Annotated in this window: 13 protein-coding genes and 1 pseudogene; 5 read left to right on the forward strand and 9 right to left on the reverse strand. The window is 37.7% G+C overall.

What is annotated here, in order from left to right; all coding sequences use genetic code 11:
- The first annotated feature begins 234 nt into the window (after positions 1-234).
- On the forward strand, positions 235-1,005 hold the full coding sequence (locus V7164_RS12485) for a sulfite exporter TauE/SafE family protein (RefSeq protein WP_335354243.1): 771 nt from the start codon (positions 235-237) through the stop codon (positions 1,003-1,005).
- 80 nt (positions 1,006-1,085) lie between these two features.
- Here the strand turns inward: V7164_RS12485 and V7164_RS12490 are convergent, their stop codons facing one another.
- The 7 genes from V7164_RS12490 to V7164_RS12520 form a co-directional block, all read right to left on the reverse strand.
- Positions 1,086-1,817, reverse strand: a complete 732-nt coding sequence (locus tag V7164_RS12490; RefSeq protein WP_335354244.1) for a sulfite exporter TauE/SafE family protein — start codon at positions 1,815-1,817, stop codon at positions 1,086-1,088.
- Between the two features lie 105 nt (positions 1,818-1,922).
- Positions 1,923-2,519 carry a fumarate hydratase C-terminal domain-containing protein gene (locus V7164_RS12495; protein ID WP_335354245.1) on the reverse strand — a complete coding sequence of 199 codons (597 nt, stop codon included), beginning with the start codon at positions 2,517-2,519 and terminating at the stop codon, positions 1,923-1,925.
- Positions 2,520-2,590: 71 nt separating this feature from the next.
- Positions 2,591-3,637: a YeiH family protein gene (locus tag V7164_RS12500; protein WP_335354246.1), complete on the reverse strand. Its 1,047-nt coding sequence runs from the start codon at positions 3,635-3,637 to the stop codon at positions 2,591-2,593.
- 183 nt (positions 3,638-3,820) lie between these two features.
- Positions 3,821-4,744, reverse strand: coding sequence for a fumarate hydratase (locus V7164_RS12505; RefSeq protein ID WP_335354247.1), 924 nt, complete (start codon positions 4,742-4,744; stop codon positions 3,821-3,823).
- A 20-nt stretch (positions 4,745-4,764) separates the two neighbouring features.
- Positions 4,765-6,501: an FAD-binding protein gene (locus V7164_RS12510; RefSeq protein WP_335354248.1), complete on the reverse strand. Its 1,737-nt coding sequence runs from the start codon at positions 6,499-6,501 to the stop codon at positions 4,765-4,767.
- A 48-nt stretch (positions 6,502-6,549) separates the two neighbouring features.
- The gene (locus tag V7164_RS12515) at positions 6,550-6,924 is read right to left on the reverse strand and encodes a hypothetical protein (RefSeq protein ID WP_335354249.1); all 375 of its coding nucleotides are present in this window, start codon (positions 6,922-6,924) and stop codon (positions 6,550-6,552) included.
- A 30-nt stretch (positions 6,925-6,954) separates the two neighbouring features.
- Entirely contained in the window at positions 6,955-7,677 is a 723-nt protein-coding gene (locus V7164_RS12520; RefSeq protein WP_335348344.1) for a succinate dehydrogenase/fumarate reductase iron-sulfur subunit, read from the reverse strand.
- A 644-nt stretch (positions 7,678-8,321) separates the two neighbouring features.
- On the opposite strand from V7164_RS12520, the gene V7164_RS12525 reads away from it, so the two are divergent.
- The 3 genes from V7164_RS12525 (at position 8,322) to V7164_RS12535 (ending at position 10,989) form a co-directional block, all read left to right on the forward strand.
- Positions 8,322-8,660, forward strand: coding sequence for a UxaA family hydrolase (locus V7164_RS12525; RefSeq protein ID WP_335347330.1), 339 nt, complete (start codon positions 8,322-8,324; stop codon positions 8,658-8,660).
- A gap of 2 nt (positions 8,661-8,662) precedes the next feature.
- On the forward strand, positions 8,663-9,820 hold the full coding sequence (locus V7164_RS12530) for a UxaA family hydrolase (RefSeq protein ID WP_335354250.1): 1,158 nt from the start codon (positions 8,663-8,665) through the stop codon (positions 9,818-9,820).
- Positions 9,821-9,918: 98 nt separating this feature from the next.
- A complete protein-coding gene (locus V7164_RS12535; RefSeq protein WP_335354251.1) occupies positions 9,919-10,989 on the forward strand; it encodes an Ldh family oxidoreductase in 1,071 nt (356 codons plus the stop codon).
- A gap of 49 nt (positions 10,990-11,038) precedes the next feature.
- Here the strand turns inward: V7164_RS12535 and V7164_RS12540 are convergent, their stop codons facing one another.
- Both V7164_RS12540 and V7164_RS25700 read right to left on the reverse strand, forming a co-directional pair.
- Positions 11,039-11,731: a FadR/GntR family transcriptional regulator gene (locus tag V7164_RS12540; RefSeq protein ID WP_335354252.1), complete on the reverse strand. Its 693-nt coding sequence runs from the start codon at positions 11,729-11,731 to the stop codon at positions 11,039-11,041.
- A gap of 413 nt (positions 11,732-12,144) precedes the next feature.
- Positions 12,145-12,479, reverse strand: a pseudogene (locus V7164_RS25700) (site-specific integrase); the annotation flags it as partial.
- A 237-nt stretch (positions 12,480-12,716) separates the two neighbouring features.
- On the opposite strand from V7164_RS25700, the gene V7164_RS12545 reads away from it, so the two are divergent.
- Positions 12,717-12,977, forward strand: a complete 261-nt coding sequence (locus V7164_RS12545; RefSeq protein ID WP_335354253.1) for a hypothetical protein — start codon at positions 12,717-12,719, stop codon at positions 12,975-12,977.
- The last annotated feature ends 294 nt before the right edge of the window (positions 12,978-13,271 follow it).

Here is a 13,271-nt window from a genome sequence, read left to right on the forward strand (position 1 = left end):
GATGAACGCAATTATCAAATCAATCTATTTCTAAAGAGATTTTTCCGCCTGTTCGGCAATTTGTATTGATTAAAAATAACCAAATTATAATTTTAGTTTGAAACCTGTGATTTTTAATGATTATTAGGATCTGATCTTATTGTTATTGCCAGGATGAATAATATCGTATTTTATGTAGCTCAAACCTAGATGAGTTTAAGGATTAACCAAGAATTAAATTAAGGGAGTTCAAACATGTATGTAACTATGTTGTTAATTGGTTTTTTATCTGGAATGATTACGGGCTTGTTATCAATTGGGGGAGGAATTATTGTAGTCTTTATGCTAATGTTTGTTTTTCCTTTGTTGACAGGTAAAACGTTCCCGATGCACACGATAGCTGGCTTTTCTATTATGCAAACTTTTTTTTCAACGCTTTCTGGTGGATTTTATTATATACGGAACAAACTTGTCGAACGGAAAATAGTCTTAATCATGGGAATTCCAGCGTTTATTGGCGGTATGATAGGGGTTCTATTAGCTTCCTATTCCTCTGACTTTCTTTTACGTACCATCTTTGCTTTTCTGGCTGTAACGGCTGCCATTGTAATGCAAATCCCCTATAAATCAAATGAGGAATCGGAGCCGTTTAACTTTACCATTTTTTCAACCATTCTAACTGTACTGGCCTGTTTTATGATAGGGATTTCAGGGGGATTAGTAGGAATTGCGGCGGGATTTATTTTTGTTCCACTTATGATTTTTGTTTTCAAGATTCCTATAAAAAATGCAATAGGTTCCAGTCTACTTATTTGCTTTCTTTTAGCAGCGGGGAGTTTGATTACTAAACTGAGTATCAGCTCCATTCCTATAGGTTATGCGTTTATGCTGATTATAGGGGGAATCGCTGGTGCCCAAATTGGCGGACGTATAACAAAAAAACTAAATTCAATAACATTAAAGAGAATTGCGGCGTACTTAATTCTGCTTGTAAGTATAAAGCTTTTCTTTGATATTTATTCTTGAGCAAAAAAGAAGAAAATAAAAACGTACAGTTCAAAGAGCTGCACGTTTTTTGCTTTTTATTAAAGTATGGATAATTTCCCTTAAGTAACGTTAAAGAAGTTCATGATAATCAAATAGCCGCCTGTAAATAGTAGAATCAGATAGGAAATCAATCGAAATGTGCCCTGACTGACCTTCTTAAAAAAGAACTGCCCCAGCAATATACCTAAAAAAAGCGCAGGAATGGAAATAAGGGAAGAAGTCCAAGCGACTGAACTCGTACCGCTAAATATGATTTGCAATATTAAGCTAATGAGATAGACAAAGAGATTGTAGACTAATGGAATATTCCGAAAGCTATCTTTATCCATTGCACTCCCAGAAAAATAAAGCAACAGAGGTGGACCGGGTATTCCCATGCTTGTCGTTAGGAGGCCAGATATTCCACCAGTCAAGATGTCCCTTTTCTTTGTTTGCTTGATGGTTAATTTTAAAATAAGAAGAACCGTGAAAATCAGAATCAGTACACCCACGATGATCTTTAGCAGGGTGACATCCAAATAAAGATAAATCGGAATTCCTAAGAGAGCACCTACACTACTTCCTTTTATTAAACGTATTAACAGGGCTTTATCGATTTCTTTTCCTATTTTAAAGATCATAAATATGGAAAGACAAAGGGAAAGAATAATACTAATTTGAATCGCCGTATGCACGGGATAGATCAAGAACAAAAACGGTGTACTCACAACTGAAAAGCCGTAGCCCGTACTTGTTTGCAGCAAAGAAGATATTAGGACAATCAGGAATAGGAATATCCAACCTTCCTCCATAAAATGCCCCCCTTATTATTTATCAAACTGTAAAAACCTAGAAGTAAAAGGCAAGAATCCTATTCAAAATAGGATTTTTGCCTTGATCCGTTCATTTCTCCATGTCTAAATTTGATTTAATATATTATCTAGATTTGCTCTTGCAATTTCCTTAATATCCTTGTATTTATTGTTCCCATGAGAATCAATAGAGACAATTAAAGGCCCAAAATCCTTTACCCTGAACTTCCATATGGCTTCAGGCATCAGATCTTCCCACCATACATCTTCAATGGCTTCTACTTGTGTCGTCTCCAATGCTGCCGATCCCCCAAGGATAGAGAAATAACAGCCATTAAAATCAACACATGCCTGACTCCCATCCTCGAGGAGTCCTCCTTTTCCAATAATGACTTTCATGCCATAATCTTGCATTAATCCCCTAGTAAAACGATCCATACGATAGCTTGTAGTCGTGCCAATGCTCACCTTTTCATAGGTACCGTCATCTAATTTTCTGACTCCCGGGGCCGTATGGAGACCGATTGATCCTTGTAATTGTGGAACAAGGTCAGCTGGCAGTTCCACCTTCTTATCAAAAAGGCGAATTAGATTTGCATCACGGATTCCGAAAATGATCCCATCTAAAGTGACTGTATCCCCTGCATATAATTTCTTAATATCTTCATCTGTCAACGGAGCTTTTAATCTATAATGTGCCATAGTACCCCTCCAATTGGATTTATTAAACCGTGCAATCCTAAAGGCAACTAAACGATTATTCTATAAAATTATTAAAAAAGGATAATAATTAGGAGTAAGCTGATAGCTCCCATGATAATGGATGAAATTAAACCAACCATTAAGGGGCGTATCCCTACAGATTTAATCTTTTTTAAATCAGTTCCTAAACCTACACTGGCCATGACCATTAAAATGACGAATTTAGCAATGAAAGTAGTGGGCTCGACAAAGCTGGTTGGCAAAGGGAAAAACGTATTTATTGCAGCAGCTCCAGCAAAAAATAATATAAAGAAAGGAAAGACTTTACTCATTTTTACTTTATTTTGATCGGAATTCGCCGTTTTGTTTTTAATCGAAATAAAAATTGATAATAGGACAGCAACTGGCACTAGCATTAATGTTCTAATCAATTTAATAACCACGGATGCATCTCCAGCTTCTGTACTGTAGCTATAACCAGCTGCGACAACAGAAGAGGTGTCATGAATTGCTGTACCTGCCCATGCCCCGAACATACTATCTGGCATGGAAAGCAAATGGCCAATAATTGGATAGATTAAGACAGCTAATACATTAAAGGCAAAAATTGTGTTAACTGCATAGACAATGTCCTCATCTTTTGCTTTAAGGATTGGCCCTGTAGTGGCAATTGCTGTGGCCCCGCATATTCCAGTCCCTAAACTAATGAGCAAAGGAATATTTCCTTTGAGTTTAAATAACCTTCCGATGAAATAGGTTAGGCCGATACCAAGGATGACTGCAACTAATACGATAATTAGCGTATTCATTCCAAGTTGGAAGATTTCAGAAAAACTAAAACTAAAGCCAAGAAGAATAATGGCCAGTTTTAATAACTTTTTAAGAGTATAGCCGATTCCAGGATAAAATTCCTCGGGAACCACAAGAAACTGTCTCATGAGGACTCCGATAACAATGGCAATGACAGCCCCGCCGATCAGGGGAAAATCCTTTCCTAAAGAATGGGCGATTATCCCAATAACAAATGTTAAACCAATACCTGGAAGACTTTTTGACTTTATAAATGGTATTTTCGAATTCGGGACTGCGGATTTTTCTAATTGAAGCTCGCTACTCATTTGAAAACCTCCAACTTAAATAGTGACTATCAGTAATATCTGTGGATGAAAGGAATAAGGTTTTCTTTTACTCAATTTCATCTCCCTAATTTGGGGATGAAATTGAGCCTAAATTGGTGACTTTTTAAAAAATCAAATGAACCATTAGGTAAAATTATTAAGATAACTTTTTGGGAAGACTTATTAAAATGAAATTCTAGGATCTTCCCCTAGAGTGAAGGTAGCTCTCATTCTTCGTGCAGGCCAACACATCATATTGACAGCTACAGGGTTACATGTCATATGCGTATCTGCTGCTTCAATGTGGACTGCTAATGCTGTCGTACTTCCTCCTAAGCCTTGTGCACCCAATCCCAATTTATTTATTAGCGTAAACAGTTCCTCCTCTAGTTTCCGTACATTCGGATCCGGATTAGGAGAACCAACTTCACGTGCCGCAGCTTTTTTTGCAAGTGCAGCACATTTGTCTGCAGTTCCACCGATTCCAATTCCCACGATTGTAGGAGGACATGGATTGGCGCCAGATTCAAACACACACTCTAAGACGTATTTTTTAATCCCTTCAATACCGGCGGCGGGCGTTAACATTTTTAAATAACTCATGTTTTCAGAACCCGATCCCTTAGGAACAATTAAAATTTCAATTTGATCGCCTTCCACAAATTCATAGTGAATAATAGGGACTTGGTTTCCGGTAGAAGTGCCATGGTTTTTTCTTGTTAATGTGTTTACAATACTGCTTCTTAATGGATGCTCCAGCGTTGCCCGTTCCGTTCCTTTTCTAATTGCCTGCTCTAGTCTTAGACCATCAAACCGCACTTGATTTCCTACTTTTACAAAGTATACAGGAATTCCTGTGTCTTGGCAGATTAATAATTTTTGATCATCTGCTGTGGAAACAGTTTTGATGAGTGTTGCTAGAATCTCTTTACCACTTTCTAATTCTTCATTTTCGTAAGCTCTTTCTAAGGCAGTTCTAACATCAGGCGGTAAATCCTTAAGGGATTCAATATAAAGAGTTTTGCAGGATTCCTCGACTCTTTTATAAAAATCTTTGTCCACTTCCCACACATGCTTATAATCGGCAGTATAATCGGTAACTGTCATAGAAAACACTCCTTTTCTTGTTATTTGGAAGCCACTTCGATCTTATATCCTTCAATTCTTGCCACATCGATACGGGTTTGTTTAGTTTTTTCTACATGATAGCGGGGTTCTCCGTCTTCACCCTTGGTCACAAATATATTGCTTAGCCATTGTTCATCATTGCTTTCCTGATAATCCTCTCTGTAGTGAGAGCCTCTGCTTTCAGTACGCATTAGGGCACTAGCCGTAACCATCTTGGCTATCGTTACCAGATTTCGAACATTTAAGAATTCTTGCCATGTTAGATTATAGTGTCGTGAACCTTTAACGGATACACGCTCAATTCGATTTTCTAATACTCTAAGTTCGCTTAAAGCAATCTCTAGATCTGTCCCATTTCGGACCAAACCAACTTTTTCCCACATTAAGTTTTTCAAATCATTACGAATATAAAAAGGATTTTCTCCTTCCACATTACTAAAAGGCTTTACAATATCGTCAATAAAGGATTGAACTTGGGCATCCGATATTTTTCCATGAGTGCCGATGGTATGAATATAGGAAACGGCCGCATCGCCTGCTCTGGCACCAAATACAGTTGAGTCACAAACGCCATTTCCGCCTAGGCGGTTTGCTCCGTGTACTCCACCTGCATCCTCTCCAGCCACAAATAATCCGGCAATATTCGATTCACAGTTGTTCGTTATCCTTACCCCTCCCATATGAAAGTGGGCTGCTGGGGAGATCTCTACTGGCTCCGTGCTTAAATCCCTACCAACATCCCGGCATCGTTCTACCATTCCAGGGAACATTCGCCGTACATTTTCTTTCCCAAGATGGGATACATCCACATATACTCCACCCAACGGAGTTCCGCGACCTTCCATAATTTCCATATAGGCTGCTCTTGAAACCCGATCTCTTGTAGAGCGCTCCATACGTTCCGGATCGTAATTTTTCATAAATCTTTCTCCAAGAGAATTGATTAAGTAGCCCCCAGCTCCGCGAAGGCCTTCTTCCAGAACTCCACCATTTAACCGTGAATTCTCGGCAAGCAGTCCTGTTGGATGGAATTGCATCATTTCCATATCCAAAAACTCTGTTCCAGCTCGGTAACACATAGCCATTCCATCTCCCGATTTCTCAAGGCTAGGTGTTGCAATCTTGTACATGGTGGCGGCACCGCCCGTCCCAACAATAACAGCTTTACAGTGAACGACAATAAATTCGCCGGTTCTCATATTGTGCATTAAACACCCAGCTACTCTGTTTTTTTCTTCATCAAATAATATATCAATAGCCCTTACTTCATCCCACGCGGTGACGTTTGGTTTAGCATAAAGCTGATCACGCATCCGAGAAATAATTTCAATTCCTGTTAGGTCTCCCTTGTGAACAGTCCGGTCGAATGTTTGACCAGCAAAGGGTTTTTGGTGAATCGTTCCATCTTCATTTCTATCAAAAAAGACGCCCATTTTTGTTTCTAACTCTCTTATTCTTTTAGGCGCATCATTTACTAGCGTCCATGCCAGCTCCTGATCATTGATTCCGCCCCCGCCTTTGATCGTATCCTTAAAATGCTTTTCAAATGAATCATCGGGATGAAGTACAACATTATAACCGCCTTGTACCATACGGGTACACCCGCTTTTCCCTATTAAACCTTTTGCTGAAACGATAATTTTTGTATTGGGATCCTGATCAGCTGCATGATGAGCTGCAAATAAACCAGCACCGCCACTTCCCAAGATTAGAATATCTGTCTCTACGTGTTCCAACGAGTTCACCTACTTTGTTTTAGTGAAAATTTATATAATAATATGTTACTAGGACACAATGACGTAAAACATGAAGGCACAGAAAACCGCACCAATAACTGTAAAAATAGTAAACACACTTCGATTATCTTTTACAATACCGAAATCGATTAGGATCACCCTAAAACCGTATAAGGCATGGAAAATTAAAGCAAATATTAAAAGAGCATCTAAAAAGGCGTTTAAGTGTAAGGCAGAGAAAATTCCGATACCTGGAAGTTTTCCGACCATTGCATAACCACTATAAATTTTTAATGGTAAACAAAAGAGTAGAATTAATGCTGTAACTCTTTGAACTAACCACGCAATATAGCCAACAAAAGGACGTTGTTTTACCTTTACTTCTTGAACATTTTTACTTGTTTGCAAACTAGTTGAAGCCATTCCCAAACCATCTCCTATCGTTTAGTCGAATTACCATTTCATACCTATCGCTCTTTTCAACTGCTTCATTTTGATTTTCTGGATTGTTGCCATTGGTTTAATTCCTTTTGGACAAACCTCCACACATGCACTAAATGAACGGCAGCCAAATGCCCCGTCGGTTTCTACGACCATGTCTAGCCTTTCCTCTCTAGCTCCATCTCTTTCATCTGCAATCAAATTGTAAGCTCGGTTTAACGCAGCTGGACCGATAAACTCATCTACACCTCTAAGTGAAACGGTATTACAGGATTGAAAACACAATCCGCAAGTAATACAATCTTGATTTTCATCTATGATTTCTCGTCTTCCTGATGATGGAGGAATAATAGCAAACTCGTCCGTTTCTTCTTTTGGAACAAAATAAGGTTTTACCTTCTCCCAATTTTGAAAGAATTTATCCATATTGACGGCTAAATCTTTTATTACGTCCATGTTTCTCATAGGTTGAACGAGTATTTTATCCCCTAAATGTTCAATTTTAGTTCGGCATGCTAAACGGCCTCGCCCATTAATTACCATCCCGCAGGAACCGCACATTCCCAGTCTGCAAGCACACCGGAACGATAGACTGGGATCCTGATCCTCGACGATTAGAAACAAGCTATCCAATACCGTCATATTTTTTTTAGCTTCAATTTGAAATGTTTCATACTTAGGCTCATCGTCTATTTGTGGATCAAACCGCATAACTGTTACTTCAACATCCTTCATAATCAGTACCCCCAATTTGTGTTGCAAATTAAGAAACTAACTTCTTCTATCCTCCTTTTAATCTTTGATATGGATAGAACCATTGAAATTCTCCCTAGCCTCTGAAATCATGGCATAGTGACCCAACCAATATAAATTTATTAAATCACTATTTAGATTATAATTCAATATTTTTAAAATATTTTGACTAATATTATTTCAAATAAATAAGGAAATGTAAAATTTTAATGTATCCAAAATAATTAGTCAATTTTTTAAAGTGATGTTAAAATTAGGATAATGAGGTTGGGTCACTATACCAAATTTGCAGATGATGGCTAATATATAAAGATTTATGAGACTAATCACAAAAGAGAGGTGATTTATTATGAGGATTCTTATAACAGAACTTATCTGGAATGAAGGTATAGAAGAACTGGTTAAACAGGGATATGAAGTGAGACTACCAAGAGAATTTATAGGAACAACACGATAAATTGCTTAAAGGTTTTAAAAGGAATCGCCTCTTTATGTGTCATATAATACTCAATTTATAATTTTTAGAAAATTAAATAATTTGTTATTGACTATTAATGAATTTGGTGTTTTAATAAAATTATAAATAAATTGGTTGGGTCACCACACCAATATAAGGAGGCTTTTAAATGGGAAACAATGGTCAATCAAGTACTCTTACGGAAAAGCAGGAAACAAAGCCTGTAAGCACTCATAAGTTCCTAATCCATCATAGAGGTGATCATGTAGGTGTTGCTACTAGCCCGATAAAAGAGGGAGAGCAGGTAGTCGGCATTTATATGGATGATAATTCAGATGTGTCAGTAACAGCTAGAGGGGATATTCCTTTAGGCCACAAAATTTCTTTAGTCAATCTGGAAAAAGGTGAGCCTGTCTTAAAATATGGCGTTCAAATCGGTATAACGACAGAAGAATGGACAATTGGCGATTATGTTCACACACAAAATATTAAAACGGCGAGGTGGTAAAAATGGGACAACAACTTTTTGGATATCGTAGAGAAAATGGTAAGGTTGGAATTCGAAATCATGTAATTATATTGCCTGTTGACGACATTTCAAATGCGGCTTGTGAAGCAGTTGCGAAACAGGTTCAAGGAACAATGGCTCTCCCACATGCTTATGGGAGACTTCAGTATGGACCAGATTTAGATTTACATTTTAGAACAATGATTGGAACTGGTTCCAACCCGAACGTAGCTGCTGTAGTAGTAATTGGGATCGAGGAAAATTGGTCAAAAAAGATTGCTGATGGAATTGCTGAAACTGGTAAACCAGTATCCTACTTCTCTATTGAAGGAAATGGGGATTTAGAAACTATTCGGGCAGCATCTTGGAAAGCTAAAGAGTATGTTCAATGGGCGACAGAACTACAAAGAGAGCCGATAGAATTAAAAGATTTAACAGTTAGTATAAAATGCGGGGAATCTGATACAACAACTGGTTTGGGTTCCTGCCCAACAGTATCTCAAGCTGTTGACCGCTTAGTTGACGCAGGTGCTACTGTTTTCTTTGGGGAAACATCTGAATTAACAGGCGGGGAGCACTTAATCCGTGACCGAATGGCTACACCGGAATTACGTGAAAAATTTATGGCTATCTATGAAGATTACGTAGGGGAAATTGAATCGAAGGGTGTCGATCTACTAGGATCCCAACCAACTCAAGGTAATATCGCGGGTGGACTTTCAACCATTGAAGAAAAGGCACTTGGAAATATTGCAAAAACAGGAACGAAGCAAGTCATTGGTGTATTAGAACCTGCTGAAAAACCTTCGAATGGAGAGGGCCTATATTTTATGGATACGTCTTCTGCAGCAGCAGAGTGTATCACCTTGATGGCAGCAGCTGGCGCTGTATTACACTTGTTCCCTACAGGACAAGGAAATATCATCGGTAATCCGATTGAACCTGTCGTTAAAATTACGGCAAACCCTATTACGGCGGGCACTATGAGTGAACATATTGATGTTGACGTCCAGGGATTACTAGCTCGTCAGATTTCATTAGAAGAAGCTGGGGATCAGTTAATGGAAATGATTGCCCGTACTGTCAATGGCCGACTTACAAGTGCAGAGGCACTAGGTCATAGAGAGTTTGTTATGACAAAATTATATCGCAGTGCCTAATATCTCCCCTCTCCCTACACATTATGCGTAGGGAGAGTACTTTTTTGACCAGATACTTTTAGTACAAAACAATTGACTAAATTTAAAGGGGCTAACGTATGAATACTTACAGTAATGCCGATCTTAAAATGTTTTGTGACGATGTATTAGTAAGTATGGGGATGAATAAAGAGAATGCTGCGGTAGTTGGAGAGGCGTTGCTATCAGCAAATTTAGAAGGTGTTGATAGTCATGGAATTAGTAGACTGCCTATCTATTCTAAACGCATCAGCGATGGGAGGATCAATCTGAATCCAAACATCCAAATAAATATGAAAACCCCTTCTGTTTTATTAGTTGACGGGGATAATGGACTGGGGCATGTCGTCAGTTATCAAGCCATTCAAAAAGGGATTGAAATGACGAAGGAAACGGGCATTACAGCAATAGCCATTAAAAATAGCAATCATTTTGGAACTGCCTCCTACTTTTGCCAGCTAGCATGTGAACAAGACCTTGCTTGCATTGGATTTACAAATTCACCTCCTGGAATTGCGCCTTGGGGGGGGAAAGATGCTTTTTTCGGAACTAATCCGATTGCATTTGGATTTCCGACTGGAAATGACCAACCTGTAATCATTGATTTATCGACTAGTATTGTAGCAAGAGGAAAGATTATTTTAGCTGCCAAACAGGGGGATCATATCCCTGATGGGTGGGCGATTGACGAACACGGTCATCCAACAAATGATCCTGAAGCTGCTTTAAAGGGATCTGTTCTGCCTTTAGGTGGAGCGAAGGGAGCAGCTTTAGCTTTAGCTGTGGAAATTTTGACTGGAGTCCTTTCAGGTGCTACCTTCGGGCCACATGTAAAAAATCTGTATGATGATAAAGAAATAGGACAGGCAAATGTGGGGCACTTTTTTATTTTGTTGGATATTGCGAAGTTTATGGATGTAACTTTCTTTTTTAAGTCACTACAAACTCTTTTAGGGGAAATGAAGGCAGTTCCAAAAGTACCTGGAACAACGGAAATTAGATATCCGGGGGAAAGAAGAAAGAGGGAGAAAGAGCAACGACTGTCAGAAGGAATTCAATTATCAGCCAGCGTAGAAGAAGAATTAATCGAATTAGGCACTAAGTTTAACGTAAGGTTTCCAACACCTATAGCCCTAGAAAATACTCAATAGTCTAAGGAAGGCTGTGTGATTAGTGATTAAATCAGAACAGCCTTTTATTTTATTTAGGGGAGGCGGTGTTGAGTGAATGCTGTACACTTTCTAAATGGTCTTTCATTAATTGTTGTGCGACCGTAGTATTTTTTTGTTTTATTGCTTGTAGTATTTTTGAATGTTCCTGAACAGATTGATTGACGCGGCCAGGGATTTGAATGGATTTATTACGAGACTCTGATAGTAAATCAATTAAAAAATTCATGATTCGAATGAGTACTTCATTTTTTGAATTGTTAGCTAATGTTATATGAAATTTATGATCTAATTCGGCAAGGCGTTTATAATCAATTTCGCCAGTTAATATTTCATTTGCTTCATTAACAATTTGTTCTAATTCATTAAATTGATCATCACTAGAATTTTCAATAGCCCATTTTACAGTCCATTCTTCAAGAATTTTTCGAACAGCAAAAAAGTCTTTGATATGATCAGATGAGACAAAAAAAGCTTCAGTCATCTTTTGAATTTGATGTTCAGGTGAAGCCACAAATACCCCTATTCCATGTTTAACAGTGAGATAGCCATAGGCTTCAAGTATTTTATAAGCTTCCCTTACTGTATTTCTGCTTACAGAAAGCTCAATCCCCATGTCTCTTTCGCCTGGAATTTTATCTCCAACCTTATAAACCCCTGCTTGAATTCTTTTCTTAATACTATCGGCGACTTGTTCAGAAACTCCTTTTCTATTAAGTTGCATCTACATCTCAACCTCCTATCATATTGTTTTGTATTTATATAAAAAATATTTCAATGGCTCAAACATTTTATTAAAACATTATATAAAGAAGTAATTACCTTGAAGAAAAAAATTCATTTTATCGTATTGGATAAGTTGTAAGCGCCTTCAATTGAGCTCAACGTATTGTTTCATTTTATTTTATATGGAAGGGATATTGATCGGGTGACCCAACCAATATTCCTTAATATAATTAAACCATTTTAAAATGAACTAATCAACAAAATTATTAAACTAAAGAAAAGTAATACATTATTGTTGTGTAGTAAAAAAATTTATCAACTACAAATGATGTCAAAACTAAGAAAAGAACGAATTAACTTCTCTTCCATAGGATATTGATTACTTATTTTTACTTGTGGGTTTATATTATATCAAAACATTGGCAAGGTATCCACCGCATCCGCAAGATCACTATACGAGTCTTTCAAATATCTGCTCGTTGTCGCAATGTTGCTATGACCTGCGGGTCTCCTTACCTTTTCAATATTATTATTCAATCGCCTTTAGCATCCATTAACAAAAGTATGCCGGAACATATGGGGTGTTAATCTCTTCTTTGGCAGTCAATAGCCCTCAATCATCGTCCGAATCCTACGGACAGTGAATTTCTTCGATTGAAGGCTATAAAATATAAATGGGGAGTTGCTACATAAAGCTTTTGCTTTGCTATATCTGCCCGATAGATTAGCCAATCTTGGATTTCTGAAGGGAAAAGCGCGGGCTGTTCATTAACCGGTACAAGTCAAAAAAGAGCATCTACTGGCAAAGCAGATACATATATTCCCTAACAGGCTTTATTTATTTCCCCCAATCTGATGATTTTGGTTCGATATAACCATCTATCTCCTGATAGAGTAATATTTTACTGACACCCATCTGAGTTTTTTTCCGAATTGAAATTGATCGAATTATTTCAAGCCCGTATAAACGTGCGATTGACTCTATAGAACCACTTGCCAAGCGATTAAATATAGAGATTGAGCTTGATAGAAAATTAACAGAACGTATACTAAGCTCCGAAAATCTCCCTGATTGGCTAGAAAAACTAAAAACAACCTTTGCTAATATGGAACTGAAATTTGAAGGCGGGGAGTCTAGTCAAGCTGCTACGGAACGAATCGTAGAAGTGGTAGAGGGGATTTTAAGCAGTGAAAAGAAACTACCATCGTTGTTACACATGGCAATATTATTTCCTTACTATTAAAGTATTTTAATAATGATTTCGGTTTCGAGGATTGGAAAAATCTTAGCAATCCTGATGTATTTTTTTGAAAAAAGAAAATAACGAAGTCAGTTTTGTGCGGGTATGGGAGGAAACAAGGTGAGTGTATAGGTTTTGAGATATTGTACTTGAAAGCTAAAGCAACAGCAGCCTTGAATGTAAAGAGAAACCCGCTATCTACGTTCAACGCAAAGTCAAAGTGAAAAGTGTGTTCGATTACAACTAGGCATACGGTCGTAAATTTATAAAACTTAATCTAAGATTGGTATATTAGTA

Source organism: Bacillus sp. JJ1474, from assembly GCF_036965225.1.
GTDB lineage: Bacteria > Bacillota > Bacilli > Bacillales > Cytobacillaceae > Cytobacillus.